21 protein-coding genes and 1 pseudogene are annotated in these 18,656 nt (G+C 49.9%); 17 read left to right on the top strand and 5 right to left on the bottom strand.

Features of this window, described 5'->3' with window-relative positions; translation table 11 throughout:
• Positions 1-13: 13 nt before the first annotated feature.
• The 5 genes from DWX76_RS11750 (at position 14) to DWX76_RS11730 (ending at position 3,513) form a co-directional block, all read left to right on the top strand.
• Positions 14-1,003 carry an NTP transferase domain-containing protein gene (locus tag DWX76_RS11750; RefSeq protein ID WP_182429784.1) on the top strand — a complete coding sequence of 330 codons (990 nt, stop codon included), beginning with the start codon at positions 14-16 and terminating at the stop codon, positions 1,001-1,003.
• The gene (gene moaC, locus DWX76_RS11745) at positions 978-1,454 is read left to right on the top strand and encodes a cyclic pyranopterin monophosphate synthase MoaC (protein WP_022360485.1); all 477 of its coding nucleotides are present in this window, start codon (positions 978-980) and stop codon (positions 1,452-1,454) included. Before DWX76_RS11750 ends, moaC begins: the two co-directional genes overlap by 26 nt.
• A complete protein-coding gene (gene moaA / locus DWX76_RS11740) occupies positions 1,451-2,431 on the top strand; it encodes a GTP 3',8-cyclase MoaA (RefSeq protein ID WP_118570745.1) in 981 nt (326 codons plus the stop codon). The genes moaC and moaA overlap by 4 nt, the downstream gene beginning before the upstream one ends.
• Positions 2,432-2,557: 126 nt before the next feature.
• On the top strand, positions 2,558-2,995 hold the full coding sequence (locus DWX76_RS11735) for an MOSC domain-containing protein (protein WP_022360487.1): 438 nt from the start codon (positions 2,558-2,560) through the stop codon (positions 2,993-2,995).
• A gap of 29 nt (positions 2,996-3,024) precedes the next feature.
• Positions 3,025-3,513, top strand: coding sequence for a molybdenum cofactor biosynthesis protein B (locus DWX76_RS11730; protein ID WP_117796574.1), 489 nt, complete (start codon positions 3,025-3,027; stop codon positions 3,511-3,513).
• 176 nt (positions 3,514-3,689) lie between these two features.
• Here DWX76_RS11730 and DWX76_RS11725 read toward each other — a convergent pair whose 3' ends face one another.
• The 5 genes from DWX76_RS11725 to DWX76_RS11705 are packed head-to-tail and all read right to left on the bottom strand — an operon-like array spanning position 3,690 to position 8,719.
• Positions 3,690-4,391 (bottom strand): response regulator, encoded by a 702-nt coding sequence (locus tag DWX76_RS11725; RefSeq protein ID WP_022360489.1) that lies wholly within the window; start codon positions 4,389-4,391, stop codon positions 3,690-3,692.
• Complete coding sequence (locus tag DWX76_RS11720) at positions 4,384-6,366, bottom strand: DUF4118 domain-containing protein (protein ID WP_118570744.1); 1,983 nt, start codon at positions 6,364-6,366, stop codon at positions 4,384-4,386. The genes DWX76_RS11725 and DWX76_RS11720 overlap by 8 nt, the downstream gene beginning before the upstream one ends.
• A 49-nt stretch (positions 6,367-6,415) precedes the next feature.
• Positions 6,416-6,700 carry a hypothetical protein gene (locus DWX76_RS11715; protein WP_147353121.1) on the bottom strand — a complete coding sequence of 95 codons (285 nt, stop codon included), beginning with the start codon at positions 6,698-6,700 and terminating at the stop codon, positions 6,416-6,418.
• A 17-nt stretch (positions 6,701-6,717) separates the two neighbouring features.
• Positions 6,718-7,365 carry a potassium channel family protein gene (locus DWX76_RS11710; RefSeq protein ID WP_022360492.1) on the bottom strand — a complete coding sequence of 216 codons (648 nt, stop codon included), beginning with the start codon at positions 7,363-7,365 and terminating at the stop codon, positions 6,718-6,720.
• 13 nt (positions 7,366-7,378) lie between these two features.
• A complete protein-coding gene (locus tag DWX76_RS11705; RefSeq protein ID WP_118570743.1) occupies positions 7,379-8,719 on the bottom strand; it encodes a TrkH family potassium uptake protein in 1,341 nt (446 codons plus the stop codon).
• A gap of 426 nt (positions 8,720-9,145) precedes the next feature.
• Between DWX76_RS11705 and DWX76_RS11700 the strand changes: the two genes are divergently transcribed.
• The 12 genes and pseudogenes from DWX76_RS11700 to DWX76_RS11640 all read left to right on the top strand — a co-directional run bounded on the left by DWX76_RS11700 (position 9,146) and on the right by DWX76_RS11640 (position 18,468).
• A complete protein-coding gene (locus tag DWX76_RS11700; protein WP_118570742.1) occupies positions 9,146-9,913 on the top strand; it encodes an NAD(P)-binding domain-containing protein in 768 nt (255 codons plus the stop codon).
• A gap of 253 nt (positions 9,914-10,166) precedes the next feature.
• Positions 10,167-11,345 (top strand): ATP phosphoribosyltransferase regulatory subunit, encoded by a 1,179-nt coding sequence (locus DWX76_RS11695; protein WP_118522267.1) that lies wholly within the window; start codon positions 10,167-10,169, stop codon positions 11,343-11,345.
• Positions 11,339-12,055, top strand: coding sequence for an ATP phosphoribosyltransferase (gene hisG, locus DWX76_RS11690; protein WP_107000887.1), 717 nt, complete (start codon positions 11,339-11,341; stop codon positions 12,053-12,055). The genes DWX76_RS11695 and hisG overlap by 7 nt, the downstream gene beginning before the upstream one ends.
• A 6-nt stretch (positions 12,056-12,061) precedes the next feature.
• Positions 12,062-12,199 (top strand): annotated as a pseudogene (locus DWX76_RS14590) (histidinol-phosphate transaminase); the annotation flags it as partial.
• Between the two features lie 182 nt (positions 12,200-12,381).
• Positions 12,382-12,888 carry an aminotransferase class I/II-fold pyridoxal phosphate-dependent enzyme gene (locus tag DWX76_RS15190; protein WP_118570740.1) on the top strand — a complete coding sequence of 169 codons (507 nt, stop codon included), beginning with the start codon at positions 12,382-12,384 and terminating at the stop codon, positions 12,886-12,888.
• On the top strand, positions 12,885-13,268 hold the full coding sequence (locus DWX76_RS15185) for an aminotransferase class I/II-fold pyridoxal phosphate-dependent enzyme (RefSeq protein WP_118570739.1): 384 nt from the start codon (positions 12,885-12,887) through the stop codon (positions 13,266-13,268). Before DWX76_RS15190 ends, DWX76_RS15185 begins: the two co-directional genes overlap by 4 nt.
• Positions 13,269-13,382: 114 nt before the next feature.
• Positions 13,383-13,979 (top strand): imidazoleglycerol-phosphate dehydratase HisB, encoded by a 597-nt coding sequence (hisB, locus tag DWX76_RS11670; protein ID WP_117796589.1) that lies wholly within the window; start codon positions 13,383-13,385, stop codon positions 13,977-13,979.
• Positions 13,980-14,087: 108 nt separating this feature from the next.
• Positions 14,088-14,705, top strand: a complete 618-nt coding sequence (hisH, locus tag DWX76_RS11665; protein WP_022360499.1) for an imidazole glycerol phosphate synthase subunit HisH — start codon at positions 14,088-14,090, stop codon at positions 14,703-14,705.
• Positions 14,706-14,783: 78 nt separating this feature from the next.
• Positions 14,784-15,494 carry a 1-(5-phosphoribosyl)-5-[(5-phosphoribosylamino)methylideneamino]imidazole-4-carboxamide isomerase gene (hisA, locus tag DWX76_RS11660; RefSeq protein ID WP_022360500.1) on the top strand — a complete coding sequence of 237 codons (711 nt, stop codon included), beginning with the start codon at positions 14,784-14,786 and terminating at the stop codon, positions 15,492-15,494.
• Positions 15,495-15,587: 93 nt separating this feature from the next.
• Positions 15,588-16,346, top strand: coding sequence for an imidazole glycerol phosphate synthase subunit HisF (hisF, locus tag DWX76_RS11655; protein WP_117796566.1), 759 nt, complete (start codon positions 15,588-15,590; stop codon positions 16,344-16,346).
• Between the two features lie 366 nt (positions 16,347-16,712).
• Positions 16,713-17,399: a bifunctional phosphoribosyl-AMP cyclohydrolase/phosphoribosyl-ATP diphosphatase HisIE gene (gene hisIE, locus DWX76_RS11645; RefSeq protein ID WP_118524367.1), complete on the top strand. Its 687-nt coding sequence runs from the start codon at positions 16,713-16,715 to the stop codon at positions 17,397-17,399.
• 256 nt (positions 17,400-17,655) lie between these two features.
• Entirely contained in the window at positions 17,656-18,468 is an 813-nt protein-coding gene (locus tag DWX76_RS11640; protein ID WP_118570737.1) for a dCTP deaminase domain-containing protein, read from the top strand.
• Positions 18,469-18,656 lie beyond the last annotated feature (188 nt).

Below are 18,656 nucleotides of genomic sequence, written 5' to 3'. Positions count from 1 at the left end.
AAAGGGGATATGTATGGCAGATGGGAAAACAGGTGCGATCATCCTGGCGGCAGGGCGGTCGGCGCACATGGAAGAATTAAAGCCGATGCTCCGGATGGGGCAGACCACGATGATACAGAGGGAGATCGACACGATCCGGCAGGCGGGGATCTCGCCGATCGTCGTCGTGACCGGGTATCAGGCAGATGTGCTGGAACGTCATATTTCACACCGCGGTGCGGTCTGTATCCGAAACAAGCGGTATGAGACATCGCAGATGTACGGCTCAATCTGCATGGGACTGCGCCATATCCAGAAAAAAGCCGATCGGGTGCTGTTGTTCCCTGCCGACGTGCCGATGATCACGGCGGACACAATCGAGAAGATGGCGCAGGCGCCCGGAAGCATGGCAGTACCGGTCTGTCAGGGGAAAAAAGGACACCCGGTCATGCTGTCGAAGGAAGTGTTTGGACATATCTTAACGTATCGGGGCGGAAAAGGACTCCGCGGCGCAATGGATGCGTGGGGCGAAGGTGTCCGGGAGATCGAGGTTGAAGATCCGGGTGTTTTACTGGACACCAACACGAAAATGGACTATGAATCGCTGCTTGCCTACGAAAAAGACAGGCAGAAGCGCGGGGAGCTGGCATTTCGGGCGTCGATTTCGCTGAGCCGCGAGGAAGAATGCTTCAGCGCGCTGACGGCGGATTTTCTGGAGGCAGTTGCTGAGAGCGGTTCAATGCTCGGTGCCTGTCAGATCCGGGATATTTCCTACAGCAAGGGCTGGAAAATGCTCAAGATCGCGGAGGCGCAGCTGGGAATCCAGTTTTTAGAGCGCCAGACGGGCGGAAGCAAGGGCGGATTTTCTGTGCTGACGCCGGAGGGAAAGGTGTTTTTAGAAAAATTCCGCCGGATGGAAGCAGCAGTGCAGGCGGCAGCAGAAGCAGCGTTTGAGAAAATCTTTCTGGAGCCGGAAGAAGAGGAAAAGGAGGATACAGATGGAAGAGAAATTAACGCATTTTGATGAAAAGGGAAATGCGATCATGGTAGATGTAACGGAAAAGAAGATTACCAGCCGGACGGCGACGGCATCCGGCAAGATTCACGTCAATGAAGCGGTCATGAAGGCGGTTCTGGAGGGAACGGTTGCCAAGGGCGATGTGTTGGGGGTGGCGCGTGTGGCGGGAATCATGGCGGTGAAGCAGACCGCACACCTGATCCCGATGTGCCACACACTTCTCATCACGAAATGCAGCGTGGATTTTGAGGTGGATGAAAAAGAGCTGACGATCAAGGCACTTTGTACTGCTAAGCTGGAAGGAAAGACCGGCGTCGAGATGGAGGCGCTGACCGGCGTCAGCGTGGCTCTTCTGACCATTTATGATATGTGCAAGGCGATCGACAAGCGGATGGAGATCGGAGAGATACATCTCGATGCAAAATCGGGAGGAAAGAGCGGGGAATTTGTGCGATGATAGACGGATACGGCAGAACGATCGATTACGTCCGGATCTCCGTGACCGACCGATGCAACCTGCGCTGTGTGTACTGTATGCCGGAGGAAGGCATCGGCAGCATTTCCCATGAAGAGATCCTGCGGTTTGGTGAGATCGAGAGGGTCTGCCAGATTCTGGCAGAGAACGGCATTCAGAAAATCAAGCTGACCGGAGGCGAACCGCTGGTGCGCCGGAGACTGCCGGAGTTAGCAGCAGCGTTAAAACAGATTCCGGGAATCAAGAGCCTGACGATCACGACGAACGGTGTTTTATTAGAAGAAATGTACGATGCGCTGGCGGATGCAGGGGTTGATTCAGTCACGATCAGCCTGGATACGCTGGATGCGTCGGTGTACCGGCAGCTCACACGCCGGGATGAGATCGCAGCGGTCAGACGCGGCCTTCGGATGGCGATCCAGAAAGGCAGGATGCAGATCAAGATAAATTGTGTGCCGGTGCTTGGGATCGAGGAGCAAAAGCTTTTAGAGGTGGCGGAACTGGCGAAAAACCATAACGTGCACGTGCGTTTCATCGAAATGATGCCGATCGGCATGGGAACGCAGTTTGCCTTTGTGAAAGAAGATGCGTTGAAGCATGCGCTGGAAGAGGCATTTGGAACCTTTACCCCGTGCGGGGACGTGGCAGGAAATGGCCCGTGCCATTATTTCGCAGTCCCTGGCTTTCAGGGGCGGATCGGTTTTATCAGCGCGGTCAGCCATAAATTCTGTTCCGAATGCAATCGGATCCGGCTGACCTCAGAAGGATTCTTAAAGACCTGTCTCCAGTATGACAATGGGGTAGAATTAAAGACCATTCTGCGCGGCGGCGGTACCGATGAAGACCTGCGCCGGGCGATCGGACAGGCGCTTGCGGAAAAGCCGAAGGGACATAATTTTGAGAAAAAGACGGAATTTACGGATCGGGAACACCGGGGAATGTCCCAGATAGGCGGATAAGCAGGGTGTTTGTGAGGATTATGGTTTCTGCGGTGAAAGTGTGAGCCGGCGGAATGTTACAAGTGAAATATCGTATATGAAATATGAAATCGGAAAATTTATGGATAAAGAAAAGGAGAAACAATCATGGGAAAAGTAATCGCAACGTGTACCAGTGAAATCAAAGGTGTTCAGAAGAAAAATGTCCATCAGGTCTGTCTTATCGAGGACTATGGAATCGAGGGTGACGCCCATGCGGGCAAATGGCACCGTCAGGTCAGCCTTCTTTCATATGACCGGATTCAGGAATTCCGCGCGCGTGGTGCGAAAGTCGAGGACGGCGCGTTCGGTGAAAATCTGGTCGTGGAAGGAATCGATTTCAAGACGCTCCCGATCGGGACAAAATTTAAATGCAACGACGTCGTGCTGGAATTGACACAGATCGGAAAAGAATGCCACCATGGATGCGCGATCTTCCAGGCGATGGGCGATTGTATCATGCCGCGCGAGGGCGTATTTACGAAGGTGCTGCACGGCGGCGTGATCAAAGAGGGAGATAATCTGGAGATTCTGGAAGAAGCGTAGGAAAGAGATCAAAGAGAGGTGGGAAACCAATGAGAGCAGCAATTATTACATCCAGTGACTCCGGGTACGCGGGAAAACGGGAGGACGTGAGTGGTCCGGTAATCGCAGAAATGGTGAGAGAGGCTGGTTATGAGGTGGTCTGGCAGAAAGTGCTGCCGGACGACCAGGCGATGTTGGAAGAGGCGATGAAGGAGATCTGCGATGAGGGAAAGGCCGATCTGCTCTTAACAACGGGCGGAACGGGATTTTCTCCGCGCGACGTGATGCCGGAGGCGACGCTGGCGGTCGCGGAACGGATGGTTCCGGGTATCCCGGAGGCGATGCGGGCATACAGCTTACAATTTACAAAGCGGACGATGTTAAGCCGAGCGGCAAGTGGGATCCGTAAACGCACGCTGATCGTCAACCTGCCGGGCAGTCCGAAGGCGGTGCGGGAGTGTCTGGAGTACATTCTGCCGCAGCTGGATCATGGATTAAAAATCCTTTTGGGGCTTGATGGGGAGTGTGCTAGAAAGTAGGGAAAGCAGCAAAAACGAAGATGGAAAAACAGATATAATATATAAGACGATGTATGCTAATAGCGAGGACTTTCAAGTCCTCGCTATTTCAACGATGGTCAGCTTATTTGGGGCAGAATGGAATGACCACAAGAAATCTACTCCATTCAGTCATGAATGTTCAGTTCAGGAATTACTTACTCGATGCGGAGCATCCGATAGCCGATTCCGATGTGTGTTTGTATGTATTGCTGCCCGTCTTTTCCGCGTTCCAGCTTTTTGCGCAGGGTCGCCATGAACACCCGCAGAGAAGCGATATCGTTTTCCCAACTGCTGCCCCAAATCTGCTGCGTGATATAGGTGTGTGTCAGAACCTTACCAACATTTTTGGAGAGCAGGCACAGCAGCTTGTATTCGATGGGTGTCAGGTGCAGCTCTGTGCCGTCAAGATATGCGCAGCCTGCCGCATAGTCGATTTTCAGCGCACCATTCGTAAAAATCGGAGAATCCTGCACGGAGTCTGTTTTCATCATCGACAGTCTCCGCTGCGTCACCCGCAGTCGTGCCAACAGTTCGTCCACGGAAAAAGGCTTCGTTAGATAATCATCCGCCCCAGCATCCAGTGCCCCGATTTTATCGGAATCCTCTGTTCTGGCGCTGATTACAATGATCGGCATATTCGACCACGACCGGATTTTTTGGATGACTTCCACGCCGTCCATATCCGGCAGCCCCAGATCAAGCAGTACAATGTCCGGGTTGTGAGACAGCGCTTCCATCACGGCACTTGCGCCGTTTTGCGCCGAAAGATACCTATATTCGTGAGTTTTTAGTGTCATCGTTATTAAATTTCGCACCGGGGTATCATCTTCTACAACGAGGATGAGCGGCTTATTCATTTAAGTTCACCTCACTAAGTGGTATTGTAAAGGAAAAGATGCAGCCATGCGGCGAATTGTCTTTCAACGTCATTTCACCATGATGTGCATGGACAATAGTTTGACAGAGCGTAAGTCCAAGTCCAAGACTTCGGCGGCTGTCGCCAATTGGATTGCCCCCAGTAAAGAACATTTCAAAAACACGTTCCTTCAGTTCATTCGGAATACCGGGACCGTTATCGCTGACACATATTTCAGCCATATTTTCTCGCGGGATTGCCGTGATCCGGATGTTCGAGCCAACTGGAGTATATTTGACTGCGTTATTCACCAGATTGATGAGCACCTGCATGATGAGTCCTGCGTCCATCCGTGCCAGCAACAGTACGTCTCCGCAATCTACTGCGATGTGATGTTCTGCCGCTCTTCGGTCAATATGCCTGAGTGCTTCCGATATGATGTCATCCACGACCTGATCAGAAAGGTGCAGCTTTACGCTGCCGTCTACAATTTTCGTAATGGAAAGCAAGTTCTCAACCAGTCCCGTCAGCCATTGTGCATCGTCATAAATGTCCGTAAAAATCTGTTTCCGTGTCTGCTCATCCAACACGTCATAGCTGTGCAGCAGCGTATCTGCGTTGCCGGAAATCGAGGTCAGTGGTGTCCTGAGATCATGAGAAATCGAACGCAAAAGATTGGCGCGAAGTTGTTCGTTCTTTGCAAGAACGGCAGCTTCTTCCTTTTCTCTGGCATTTCGCAGGTTATCCAACGCCAGAGAGCACTCGCCGAGGATGGAGAACAGAACGCTGGATGTAAATGCGTCAGGCTGCGTTTGCTTTTCCATCGGAATCCCGACAACACCGTAAATCTGCTGCCCGGTACGGATGGCAAGATACAGCCGTTTTGCTTTTGGAAAGTTTTGCGTCGTTGCTCCGGCGCGCTTGCGGTTTTGCCAGACCCATTGAACCACGTTCTGTTCCCGGTCGGTATCTGGGATGCTGTATGGACTACTTCCGTCAGCCGGATAAATGTTCCCATCCAGCAGAGCGTTGCCCTGTGCCGGGTAAATCAGAACGTCTCGCTGCATGAGCTTTTGTATCTGCGTCGCGGTCATCCGATAGACCTCCTCCGGCGTTTCCGCCTTTTGGAGCTGTCTGTTCATATCAAAAAGGAGCTTCGTGCGATAAGCGTCCCGTGCGGATAGCTGTGCGTGGGCTTTGAGCTTGGCCGCAAGTGTACTTGTCAAAAGTGCAGCCGCGAACATGACGGCAAAGGTTATCGGGTATTTGCTGCCATAGGCTGCCAAAGACAGCCGGGGCTCCGTCAGAAAATAATTGAACAGGAGGACACTCAAAAAAGCGGACAGCACACCGCAGGTATATCCGCTGGTAAAAGTGGAAGTCAGAAGCACACCCAGCAGGTAAACCATGATGATATTGGCATTTGCAAAGCTGAGCCGCAGAAAAATCCATCCGATGACCGTCGTAACTGCCAGAATTCCGATGGTCAGAAGTAGTTCCCGGGCGGTCGGAAACGCCGTGCGGATAGTAAGCGGCTGATTTCTGCGGCAGTTTTTATAGGCTTCCACATCCGGAATAATATAAATATCTACCTCCGGTGCAAGCGTAATGAGCTGTTCTGTCAGCGTCGATTCGCTCCAGAAATGCCGCCGCTGTATGCCGCTTCGTCCAATCACAATTTTGGTCACATCAGAGAGCCGCACATATTCCGCGATCTGTGTCGCCACATCTTCACCATGCGTTGTGACAATTTCTGCGCCAAGCTGCTGCCCCAGACGCATATTCGCCTGCAAACGGACGGTATCTTCCGCGTTCATATCAGCGTCTCCGGGGGTCTGCACGTAGAGTGCGGTAAGACTGGCGCAAAATGCCTGTGCCATTTTCCACGCCATTCGTACAATGCGTTCATTGGATGGAGACGAGGACAGGCACACAAGAATATGTTCTTTTGGTATTTCGCTTCCTTTATTCTGCACATTTTCACCCCCTCTTAAACAATATTATAGCACCAAAATGTGGAGGTTTCTACTGCGCCCAATCGGATTCGTTGTCCGGAAAAGAAATTTGCTCTGAATCATAGATCACGATTTCTACATGGGCATGACTATTGCGAAACTGAGAAAATGTTTCCTCAAGTTCGTCAGGAGAAATATTTCCGACCAGATGCACGCACGGTTCAGCCTGCTGTTGTTCAGACGATTCTTTGATGCGCTTCTGATTTTCGTCCAGAAAGCGATCCAGCCGTTTCATCAAAACCCAGCCGAACAGGAACATTAGCGCCGTCCCAGCGATCAAAACGCTATCTTCCATATACCCTCACCGTCCATTCAGATTCGGAAGCACTTTTGCAGCGCTTTGTATTCGCCCAACGCTAAAATCGTTATTTCCCCGGACAGCACCGTATCCGGCGTAATGGAAGCGTCGATTTTTCCTGAATGTTTGATGCCGAGAATGTTAATGCCATACTTTCTGCGAATATCCAGTTCACCAACACTTTTGCCGATCCACCCGGCCGGAACTTCTACTTCAAAAATGGCGTGCTGCTCGTCGATCTCTATGTAGTCGAAAATATGGTCGGCAGTGTATCGGATCGCTGCCCATTTTGCCACCTGTTTTTCCGGGTAGACTACCTGGTCGGCACCGTTGCGAAGCAGAAACTTTGCCTGCACATCACGCTCGGCACGCGACACCACGCACTTCGCCCCCAGCTCTTTCAGCAGCGAGGTGGTTTCCAGCGAGTTCTGAAAGTTACCGCTGATGGTTACGATGCAGACATCAAAATTTCCGATGCCAAGAGAGCGAAGAAACTCCGCGTTTGTACTGTCGCCAATTTGTGCATTGGTGACATATGGCAGCACATCATTGATTCGTTCCTCGTTTGTATCGACCGCCATGACCTGATGCCCCAGCTGAGAAAGCTGTACTGCAATATGCCGTCCGAAGCGGCCTGTGCCAATCAATAGAATGTTTTTCATGTGAAAAGACTCCTTATCCAATCGTGATTTTTTCCTGCGGCAGCTTTGCATTCCCCACTTTTTTGCTGGAAAATGTCGCATAAATAAGGGTAAGACCGCCGACTCTGCCCAGATACATGAGCGTGATCAACACCATTTGCGATGGAATGTGCAGCTGCGGTGTAATACCAAGTGTCAATCCCACCGTCCCGACCGCCGATGCCGTTTCATACAGGCAGGCAGACAGCGGAAGATTCTCATATGCGCTGATAAAGACAGCACCGCCAAAGAACAGCATCAAGTACATTGTCAGAATGGTCGCGGCGGTCTTGACGGCGCTGCAATCGACTCTGCGTCCGAAAAATCGGGCACTATCGCGCTGGCGGAAGGTTGCAGTGGCATTGGCAAGCAGAACCGCCAGTGTCGTTGTTTTCATACCGCCTGCTGTAGAACCTGGAGAACCGCCGATCAGCATCAAAAGGATCATTACGCCCTGTGATGCACCGGACATCATGGAAAGATTTACCGTGTTGAAGCCCGCTGTCCTCGGCGTGACAGACTGAAAAAAGGATGCCAGCAGCCGGTTTCCGGCGGGAAGCGCGGAAAAGTCTGAAAAGAAGAAAAACATAGCAGGCAGAAAAATTAAAAAACCTGTCGTGACCAGAATCACCTTGCTCTGCATTCGGTAGCGATGAAACCGCCACTTGTTTTCAAAGATGTCATCCCACGTCAGAAATCCAATACCTCCGATCACGATCAGCAGCATAATCGTGATATTGATTACCGGGCTGTCCGCGTAGCCGGTAAGAGATGGATAGCGGTTGCTTTCTGTCCCAAGAATGTCAAACCCGGCATTGCAAAAAGCGGATATGGAATGAAATACCGCCATCCAGATGCCACGCCATCCGTAGTCCCGGCAGAATACCGGCAGCACGGCAAGCGCTCCCAGCAGCTCAATCAGAAACGTCCCTCGCAGGATGAAGCGTGTCAGACGGACGATTCCGCCGACCTTTGGTGCTGAAATTGCATCCTGCATGGTGCTGCGCTGCATCAGAGAAATCTTTCGCCCGGACAACAGCGCAAACGATGCTGCTACGGTTACGACACCAAGACCACCAATTTGGATCAGTGCCAGAATAACCGCCTGCCCAAAGGTTGACCAGTAGCAGCCTGTATCCTGTACTACAAGCCCTGTCACGCAGACGGCAGAGGTCGCAGTAAACAGCGTTTCATTGAATGGAGTTACATTCTCTCCAGTCGTGGAGATCGGCAGCATCAGCAGTAGCGCTCCGAGTAGAATGACCCCGGCAAAACCCAATGTGATAATTTGAAAAGACGAAAGACGGCGCTTTCGTCGAATAATCTCGTCCGGCATAAAGGCAGCTCCTTATTTCTGTGATGGTCATATTATATAGCTGGAGATTTTAAGAGCGGATAAGGGAGATTTACGACGTATTAAGATTGAATAAAGATGAGGAGATTGCTTGTGCAGATTGGGCAAGATGGCTTATTTCAATCGCTTTATTTGCGGAAGTGGACAATTTCAAAGAAAATGGCAAGGAGGATATGAACGATAAAATAAGGCGCCGGATCAAAGTGGGGTGCGAAGGTTGAGGGAGGAATTACGATGAAAAACCGGAAAAGTGCGCCGAGATATGAGCAGGATGCTGGAAAATATGTGTTTTTGGTTGTATACTGTGTATGTGAATAAAATCGGGGGAGTAACTATCAGAAAAGTTCGCTCGGAATCGTCTGGAAAAATTTCGGGTAAACGGAGAGGAGAAAGAGAGGGTAGAAGTTTATGAAACTGGGATTTATTGGAACGGGAATCATTACGACGTCCGTCGTGACTGGATTCTGCGAGAGCGGAATGGAGAATCTGCAGATCGTTGTATCGCCGAGAAATAAAGAACGGGCGCAGATGCTGCATGAGAAATACCCGGAGATCGTGTCGGTCGCGGCGGATAACCAGGAAGTTGTGGACCGGTCGGACTGGGTCTTTGCGGCGCTCCTTCCGAAGGCGGCGGAAGATATCTTAAAACCGCTTCATATCGGACCGGAGAAGAAGTTTATCAATCTGGTTGCAACGCTGAGCTTAAAGCGCATTGAGGAAATGTTTGGACCGAGAGAGATTCTGGCGGATGTTGTGCCTCTGACCTTCGCGGCGAACCGCTTCGGACCGGTGGTGATTTACCCGGATATCCCGGAGGTAGTCGATCTGATGAGTCACGTCGGCAAGCCGGTTCCGGTCGATACGCCGAAGCAGATCGCGATCCTTAGGAGCACGACGGGCCTGATGAGCGCTTACTATATGCTTCTGACCGTCATTATCCAGTGGTGTGAGAGAAACGGGCTGGATGAGCCATCCGCACGGGCATACATCACCGAATTTACTGGGGCGCTGTCCCGCAAGGCAGCGACGTGGGACGGGGATCTGGAAGACCTTGCCAGAGAAATGACACCGGGAGGACTGAACTGGATGGCGCTGACGCATCTGGAGGAAAAGGATGCGTATACGCCTTGGATGGAGATTCTGGGGCCGATTTTGGAGAAGGTTATAAAAGAATAGAGTCGAGGTGGAAAAACTCGGGGCGCACATTTTTCACGCCCCGAGTTTTTCTTTTAATTAAAGTGTGAGTATCTAAAAAAGTAGTTGCTTTTTTTAAGAAGGAATGATAGTATATAGAAAACACTTTAGTACGCTACCATGATAGCAAGATAAACAAAAGTGATGGGAGCTATAACGGCAGGATATAGACGAGCGGGTGATCGTCCGGCGGATTTTGTTGAGCCGGGGCGGTTGCGGCGGCAGTTGAGAGGAGATAGAGCATGAATTTAGAGATTCAGAGCCTCGGAGGGCGGAGGCGGCGACGCTTCGCCTGAGAGGTCTTTATGAGAGCTATGGATACCGCAAGTACCGGATGGGGCGGTTTGAGGAATATAGTTTGTATGCAGCGAATAAAAGTTTCCTGCTGGGGGAAAATGTGCCGACATTTACGGATCTGGACGGACGCTTGATGGCTCTCAAGCCGGACGTGACGCTGAGCATCGCGAAGAACACCAAGGCAGATAAAAATACGTGCGAGAAGGTCTATTATCTGGAGAGTGTGTACCGTGAGAGCAAGGAAAGCCACACTTACAAAGAGATCAGCCAGATGGGACTGGAGTGCATGGGCGGCGTGGATGACTGCGTGATCGCGGAGGTGCTGGCGCTGGCGCTCAAGAGTCTGGCGGATTTTGAGACGGACTATGTGCTCAAGATTTCCAACATGGATTTCGTGGTGGGACTGATGGAAGAGCTTCCGGTCAATGCCGATCAGAAAGATATCATTTTAGGGCTGATTCGGACGAAAAACCGCAGCGGATTGGAAAAATTGTGCGCGGATCTGGCACTGCCGGAGGGCGATACAGAGAAATTGATGAAGGTTTCCGGGCTGTACGGAGAGTTTGGGCGGGTGCTGGCAGAGGCAGGTGCGATCGCGGATACGCCGAAAATGAAGGAGGCGGTTGCACTTTTATCCCGCCTGTATGAGGTTCTGGAGGCGATGGGACTGGGCGGACAGCTTGACAAGGTGCGGCTGGATTTCTCGATGATCAATGACATTGAATATTATAACGGTATTATTTTCCAGGGATTCTTAGATGGTCTGGCACGCCAGGTTCTTTCCGGCGGCCAGTACGACGGTATGATGGCAAAATTAGGAAAGAAAGCCGATGCGATCGGATTTGCCATCTATTTGAAAGAGCTGGAGCGCCTGCCGGAAAAGAGCATCCGCTACGATGTCGATGCGCTGGTACTCTATGAGCCGGATGTCGATGTAGTGCGCCTGTGCCAGGCGGTTGAAAGTCTGCGCCGTCAGGGACTGCGCGTGCGGGTGGAGAAAGCTGTGCCGGAGGATCTGCGTTACTGCTATCTGTACCGGTATGACGGACGTCTTTCCCTGGAAGAGGACCGGGAAAATGCCTTTCAGGAGAATGGAAAGGAGGGCGCGAGATGTTAAACATAGCACTGCCAAAGGGAAGACTGGGCGATCAGGTGTATGAGCTTCTGGCGTCGGTCGGATATGACTGCAAGAGTATTTACGACGAAAATAGAAAACTGGTGTTTGAGAACCCACAGACGGGTGTCCGCTACCTGCTCGTAAAGCCGAGTGATGTGGCAATCTACGTCGAGCACCATGCGGCAGACGTCGGAATCGTCGGAAAAGACATTCTGATGGAGAGCAACCCGGATGTATACGAGCTTCTCGATCTGGGACTTGGAAAATGCCGGATGTGCGTGGCTGGAAAAGAGGATTACGTCGAGGACAAAGACCGACCGGTGCGCGTGGCAACGAAATTTACGAATATTGCGAAAGAGCATTACGCGAAGCTGGGACGCGATATTGACATTATTAAATTAAACGGAAGCATTGAGCTGGCGCCGATTCTGGGACTTTCGGACGTCATCGTGGATATTGTAGAGTCGGGCAGCACGATCCGTGAAAATCACCTGAAAGTGCTGGAAGAGTTCCTGCCGATCAGCGCCCGTTTCATCGCCAACAAGAGCAGCTTTGAGTTTAAAAACAAGCAGATCACCGAGATGGCGGAGAAGCTGAAGGGCGCGGTGGAAGAACACCAGAAGAAGAAAGAACAGGAAAAGAAGGAAAAAGCAGAGAAAGAGAAACAGGCAGCAAACGAAGCAGCCGCAGAGGACAAAAAGGAGGCGTAGGCAGATATGAGCCGTTTTTTGAGCAAAGCAAGCGAATCACTTCTTCCGTACACACCGGGCGAGCAGCCACAGGGACGGAAATTTATCAAGCTGAACACCAATGAATGCCCGTATCCACCGAGCCCGAAGGTTGCGGAGGCGATTCTGGCGGGGTATGAGGAAATTGCGGCTGGTTGTGGCACTGCGGGGGCAGCAGGCAGGGCAGAAAAGGCTGACTGTGGATGTGATGCAGGTGCGACAGAAGCTGGAAAAATGGCGGAAAAAGTGGCTCAGATTATGCCGCCGGAACTGGCGAACCTCGTCTCTACTCGGATCCGGAGGAGCGCGTGCTGATCGAGGCGATCGCCGCTCACTACAGAGTCGGAACCAATCAGGTCATCGCAGGCAATGGCTCCGATGAGATCCTGGGATTTGCATTCCGGGCCTTCTGCGATTCGGAAGCACCGCTGCAGTTTGCGGATCTGACCTATGGCTTCTATCCGGCGCTGTGCGGTCTCTATGGCATTCCGTTCAGGGTAGTTCCGCTGGAGGAAGATTTTACCTTAAATATTGAGCCATATAAAAATTGCGGAAATAACGTGATCATTGCCAATCCGAACGCCCCGACGGGGATGAACCTGCCGCTCTCTGCGATTGAGGAAGTGGCGGCATCCAATCCGGACCGCGTCGTGATGGTGGATGAGGCATATGTGGATTTCGGCGGAGAATCCTGTGTATCACTGCTTCCGAAATACGAAAATCTGGTGATTATCCAGACCTTTTCCAAATCCCGCAGCTTAGCCGGCGCGCGCGTCGATTTGCGATCGCAAACCCGGAACTTATCGCGGATATGAACCGGATCAAATACAGTTTTAACCCGTACAACGTCAACCGCCTGTCGATTCTGGCTGGCGCGGCGGCGATGCGCGACTGGGACTACACGAAAGAATGTACCGGGCGCATCTGCAAAACGCGTGAAAAAACGACCGAGGCGCTCCGGGCACTTGGATTTACTGTGCTGGATTCGAAGACCAACTTCATTTTTGCCAAGAGCGGCGATATGCCGGGAAAAGTCTATTTTGACGGACTGCGCGAGGCAGGAATCCTGGTAAGACGCTGGGACAGCGAGCGGATCAAAGATTACGTCCGTATTTCCATCGGATCCGAGGAAGAGATGGAACGTTTGTTGAGGAGACGAAGAAGCTGGTGGAAGCGGCGAGAAGTGCAGTTGTAAGATAGGCTGGAATTCAATAGGTTCACGCATTTACTGTGGGAACTGTATGAAAATGCTGGCAGCATGGTTTTTGTAGATGGGGCAGCTGTGAATAAGAAAGGAAGGCTGGCAGAAATGTCAAGAGAACGCAAGATTTCATTAGAACGAAACACGGCAGAGACGAAAATCAGCCTGTCGATTGATTTAGATGGAACGGGAAAATATCAGGTCGATACGGGCTGCGGATTTTTAAACCATATGCTGGAGCTCTTTGCCAGACATGGACGGTTTGACCTCACATTGAAATGTGACGGAGATACGCAGGTTGATTACCATCATACGACAGAGGACATCGGAATCGCCATGGGACAGGCAATTTTAGAGGCACTGGGTGATAAAAAGGGCATCCGCCGTTATGGCAGTTTCCTGCTTCCGATGGATGAAACACTGGTAATGACGGCGCTCGATTTAAGCGGACGTTCCTATCTGGTCATGGATGTGGAGATTCCGACCGAAAAAGTGGGCGATTTTGATACCGAGCTTGTAAAGGAATTTATGATTGCACTGTCCTCCAACAGCCGGATGACGCTGCATTTTAAAATGTTCCACGGCGAAAACAGCCACCATATCATCGAGGCGATGTTCAAGGGACTGGGACGCGCGCTCGGCGAGGCGGTGTCGATTGACGAGAAGTACCGAGATGAGATTCCATCGACAAAAGGGGTATTATGATCTAAGATAAAAGTAAGCATAACAAATCTATTTAATAGGTTTATAATGATTCAGCGGGTTCCTGCGTTGACTGCGGGAACATACATGAATTGATATAGGAGGCTGCAAATGATAACAATTATTGACTACGGCGTGGGAAACCTGTTTTCCCTCAGTTCCTCCCTCAGTTACCTGGGACTGGAAAATAAAGTCAGCCGCGATCCGGAAGATTTAAGAAAAGCGGATCACATCATTTTACCGGGCGTCGGCGCGTATGGCGATGCGATTGCGAAACTGCGCGGATCCGGAATGGCAGAGCCGCTGCTGGATGAAGCAAAAGCAGGCAAACCGATCATGGGAATCTGCCTCGGAATGCAGCTTCTCTTTGATAAAAGCTATGAATACGGCGAGCATCAGGGTCTGGGACTGATTCCGGGCGTGATGGCAGACTTAAAAGAAGACATTCCGGCAAACCTAAAAGTGCCGCACATGGGCTGGAACAGCCTGCATCTGACGGAAAAAGGAAAGAAACATCCACTGTTTAAATACAGCAAAGAGGGCGATTACGTCTACTTTGTCCACAGCTTCTATGGAAAAGATTGTGATGAGAGTCTGCTGGCAACCTCGGAGTACGGCATTCCGGTCACGGCGTCCGCGGCAAATGAAAATGTCATGGGCTGCCAGTTCCATCCGGAGAAGAGCGGGGAAGTAGGACTGCGGATTCTGAAGGCGTTTTCGGAGATATAATTAATAGAAAAACAAGAAAGGTAACTGTTTTTTCAGGCTTGTAGATTGGATTTAAACAGTTATGGAGAGGAAACGGACATGGAGCTATTTCCGGCGATTGATTTGCGGGACGGCAAGGCGGTGCGCCTGGTGCAGGGCGATTATAACCAGATGACAGTATTCAGCGACCGGCCGGAAGAGGTGGCGCTGGGATTCAAGGAGCAGGGCGCGAAAAACCTGCATGTGGTCGATCTGGACGGCGCGAAAGACGCGGCGCTGGCAAATTTTGACACGATAGAGAAGCTGATTAAGACAACGGGATTATTTGTAGAAGTCGGCGGCGGCATCCGCAACGAGGCATCCATCGACAAATACCTGTCGCTCGGAGCCGGACGCGTGATTCTCGGCACGGTGGCGGTCACAAATTATCCATTTGTCGAAGAAATGGTCCGCAAATACGGCGATAAAATTGCAGTCGGTGTGGACGCGAAGGACGGTTTTGTGGCGACTCACGGGTGGCTTGAGACGAGCGAGGTAAGAGGCGTTGACTTCTGCCGCCGCCTGCGCGATACGGGAGTGAAAACGGTCATTTACACCGATATTTCCCGCGATGGAAAGATGCAGGGAACGAACCTGGAGCTTTATAAAGAATTATCGCAGATTGAAGGGCTGGATATCGTGGCGTCCGGTGGAATCAGCAGCCTCAAGGAGATTGAGATCTTGAAAAATGAGGTGTATGGTGCGATTTTAGGAAAAGCGCTGTATCTGGGTGCGATTGATTTAAAGGAAGCACTGAAATATTCCGTTTAGGAGAAGCGCCGTATAAAAAGCGGCAAAAAAATCATTCGAATCATTCGAATCGTTCGAATGAATAATCAGAAAAAGAAATCAGGAGGGAACGGCATGATTTCAAAACGTATTATTCCGTGTCTGGATGTAAAGAACGGGCGTGTCGTGAAAGGCGTCAACTTCGAGGGAATCCAGGATGTGGCGGATCCGGTCGAGATGGCAGAATTTTACAACCAGAGCGGCGCGGATGAGCTGGTATTTTATGATATTACGGCAAGTGTAGAAGGAAGAAAAATCTTTACCGACATCCTGACTGAGGCGGCAAAACGGGTTTTCATCCCGCTGACGGTCGGCGGCGGCATCAGCACGCTGGATGATTTCGACCGCGTTTTAAAATGCGGCGCGGACAAGGTCAGCGTCAACAGCGGCGCGATCAAAAATCCGGAGCTTATTACCGAGGCGGCACACCGCTACGGCGATCAGTGTGTGGTGCTTTCGATGGATGTTAAACGTGTTGGAGACGAATACCACGTATTTAAGCAGGGCGGGCGTGTCGATACAGGCATTGATGCGCTGGAATGGGCAGAATCCGGCGTCAGACGCGGCGCAGGCGAGCTGGTGGTCAACAGTATCGATACGGACGGTGTGAAGCAGGGATTTGACATTCCGATGCTTTTGGAGATCGCGAAGCGTGTCGATGTGCCGATTATTGCATCGGGAGGCGCGGGAAAGAAAGAAGACTTTTTAGACCTCTTCCAGTATCCGCAGATCGACGCGGGACTGGCGGCGAGTATTTTCCACCGGAAGGAAGTAAATATTAAGGAACTCAAGCAGTATTTGGCGGAGAATGGGGTGGAGATGCGGTTGATCTAAATCATCCTAAATTGCGAAGGGAGTGAGAAGTTTGAGGGCGGTGCTTTTTCGTGAGAGGGACGGAAAACAGGCATCCAGAAACTTCCGAAAAACGCTTTCGCTCTTGCGCCTACGCAGCGGTGCTAAGTTCGAAAAGACCTCACTAAGCACCGGCGTATGCGATGTTTTCTACAGTTTTTGGATGCCTGTTCTCCTGTGGATCACGAAGGAGAGCGTCGGCGCTGCGCTGACCGTACGAAAACGTGGGCCAGCAGGCAAAAATCCCATTGCCGTAGGCGATTTTTAATGGAATTTTGCGCGTGACTGTGAAGGTACTGAACAGTTACGATGTAATTAAAATTTTATGTGGTAAGGCAGGATAAAAATATGAGTGAGAATATCAACGAGATTGCAGGCGTAGAGCCGTCGTTTAAGATTGATGAGTTAAAGTTTAATGAGAAAGGTCTGATTCCGGCGATCGTGCAGGATCATTATAGCAAAAAGGTTCTGATGATGGCTTGGATGAATAAGGAGAGTCTGGAGATCAGCCTTCGTGAGAAGAAAACCTGTTTTTACAGCCGCAGCCGTCAGGAGCTCTGGAGAAAGGGTGAGACGAGCGGGAATGTGCAGCATATTTCCAGTATTTATGCGGACTGCGATAAGGACACCTTGATTGTCGAGGTAGTCAAGGAAGGTCCGGCGTGCCATACGGGCGCGGAGAGCTGCTTCTTTGAGCCGGTTTACCAGAACGAGGAGATCACGCCGTTTTCCTATGAGGGACTTTACGACCTCATTATGGGACGTAAGACGAATCCGAAGGAAGGAAGCTATACGACTTACCTGTTTGATAAAGGTCTGGACAAGATTCTGAAGAAGGTCGGCGAGGAGTGTACCGAGGTTATCATCGCGGCAGCGAAGAAAGACAAGGACGAAACGATCTACGAGCTGGCAGACCTGTGTTATCATGCCATGGTTCTGATGGCAGACGCGGGCATCAGCGTAGAGGATGTGACGAAAGAGCTGGCGAAGCGGCATGTGGTGGATCATAAGGTGAAGCAGGAGTATATGCGGTAGAGTTGCATATTTACTGTGGGAACAACACGAAAACATTGCTTTGTAACTGTGAGGATGCTGAACATTACAAAGAAAGATAAAAGAGCGTAGGGTTATGTGAAAAACACACATATGACTTTATGCTCTTTTGTATGCTATGTATAAATAGAACAACTTAGATTGTTGAGAAAAAAAGAAAAATAGGCGTGTCAATTTCCTTGAAAAAGGATCCTGGTGTGATATAATATTAGAATCAAGGAAAAGGCAGGTGAGTTGTATGATATTGGTTGATAAGAATATAAAGGCATTATCTGCTGAAGGAAAGCTGATCAAAGAAGCGTACACGGAAGAAAACGTCAATAGCATATCATATGATTTGACACTTGGAAGCTTTGCGGATAAAACAGAGACAGAGAAAAAACTGATACCTGGTGCCACCGTTATAATAAAAACGAAGGAAGAGTTGTGCATTCCAGATAATATTACCGGGCGTGTAGGGGAAAAAAATTCACTGTTAAGAATGGGATTAAAGGTGGATGGCCCCCAATACCAGCCAGGGCATACGACATACGCATTTCTTCGTGTTCAGAATATATCTGCAGATGAAATAACTCTGAAAGTGGGAATGCATATAGCACAGATATATTTTGAAGAGTTAAAAGAACGACCAGAAAAGACATATGCAGAACAAAAAAATGCATCTTTCCAGAATGAGGATGAGTATAGACATTTTGGAAAATATGAAGAGGAATATAGAAAAAATATTAAATCTTTTGAAAAGATGCAGGATATAAAAGAAAATATAGAGAGCGCTTCACATCGTATATATGGAAACGTTCTAACGCTAATGGGAATTATAGTTGCCATATTTTCGTTAATTTCTATTAATTCACGTATATTTGATGGGCAGACAATTAGTCCGTCTTACATAATTGCGATGAATTTGTCACTGACATTTTGTATTGCGGTGATGCTTGGAATGATTCTCTTTTTAATTAATAAGGGGAAGGGAAAAGCGTTTGCAATTATATATGGAATTGTATTGTTGGTTCTGGGAGTAGCGGCGGTTGTGTTTTGTTTAAAATTTTAAGAATGTCTAGTAAAAGATGAAAAATGGTGTTTTGCGGTTGAGCAAAACACCATTTTTCATCTTTTAATTGATAATTGCATTCGGCTAGAAACATGATTTTTCTAGGAGGGAAGGATTGATAAAACAAAATAAACATGATACAATTGATTAAATAAATGATTTAAATATAATCATGATGATTTTTTTTG

The sequence above is a fragment of the Clostridium sp. AF21-20LB genome, from assembly GCF_003478795.1.
In the GTDB taxonomy this organism is placed as follows: domain Bacteria; phylum Bacillota; class Clostridia; order Lachnospirales; family Lachnospiraceae; genus Otoolea; species Otoolea fessa.
This window is presented reverse-complemented; position numbering and strand designations above follow the sequence as displayed.

Bases quoted from the DNA above. Each gene is read 5' to 3' on its own strand.
- DWX76_RS11750 (WP_182429784.1), top strand. From the start codon at position 14: ATGGCAGATGGGAAAACAGGTGCGATCATCCTGGCGGCAGGGCGGTCG.
- moaC (WP_022360485.1), top strand. From the start codon at position 978: ATGGAAGAGAAATTAACGCATTTTGATGAAAAGGGAAATGCGATCATG.
- moaA (WP_118570745.1), top strand. From the start codon at position 1,451: ATGATAGACGGATACGGCAGAACGATCGATTACGTCCGGATCTCCGTG.
- DWX76_RS11735 (WP_022360487.1), top strand. From the start codon at position 2,558: ATGGGAAAAGTAATCGCAACGTGTACCAGTGAAATCAAAGGTGTTCAG.
- DWX76_RS11730 (WP_117796574.1), top strand. From the start codon at position 3,025: ATGAGAGCAGCAATTATTACATCCAGTGACTCCGGGTACGCGGGAAAA.
- DWX76_RS11725 (WP_022360489.1), bottom strand. From the start codon at position 4,391: ATGAATAAGCCGCTCATCCTCGTTGTAGAAGATGATACCCCGGTGCGA.
- DWX76_RS11715 (WP_147353121.1), bottom strand. From the start codon at position 6,700: ATGGAAGATAGCGTTTTGATCGCTGGGACGGCGCTAATGTTCCTGTTC.
- DWX76_RS11710 (WP_022360492.1), bottom strand. From the start codon at position 7,365: ATGAAAAACATTCTATTGATTGGCACAGGCCGCTTCGGACGGCATATT.
- DWX76_RS11705 (WP_118570743.1), bottom strand. From the start codon at position 8,719: ATGCCGGACGAGATTATTCGACGAAAGCGCCGTCTTTCGTCTTTTCAA.
- DWX76_RS11700 (WP_118570742.1), top strand. From the start codon at position 9,146: ATGAAACTGGGATTTATTGGAACGGGAATCATTACGACGTCCGTCGTG.
- hisG (WP_107000887.1), top strand. From the start codon at position 11,339: ATGTTAAACATAGCACTGCCAAAGGGAAGACTGGGCGATCAGGTGTAT.
- DWX76_RS15185 (WP_118570739.1), top strand. From the start codon at position 12,885: ATGAACCGGATCAAATACAGTTTTAACCCGTACAACGTCAACCGCCTG.
- hisB (WP_117796589.1), top strand. From the start codon at position 13,383: ATGTCAAGAGAACGCAAGATTTCATTAGAACGAAACACGGCAGAGACG.
- hisH (WP_022360499.1), top strand. From the start codon at position 14,088: ATGATAACAATTATTGACTACGGCGTGGGAAACCTGTTTTCCCTCAGT.
- hisA (WP_022360500.1), top strand. From the start codon at position 14,784: ATGGAGCTATTTCCGGCGATTGATTTGCGGGACGGCAAGGCGGTGCGC.
- hisF (WP_117796566.1), top strand. From the start codon at position 15,588: ATGATTTCAAAACGTATTATTCCGTGTCTGGATGTAAAGAACGGGCGT.
- hisIE (WP_118524367.1), top strand. From the start codon at position 16,713: ATGAGTGAGAATATCAACGAGATTGCAGGCGTAGAGCCGTCGTTTAAG.
- DWX76_RS11640 (WP_118570737.1), top strand. From the start codon at position 17,656: ATGATATTGGTTGATAAGAATATAAAGGCATTATCTGCTGAAGGAAAG.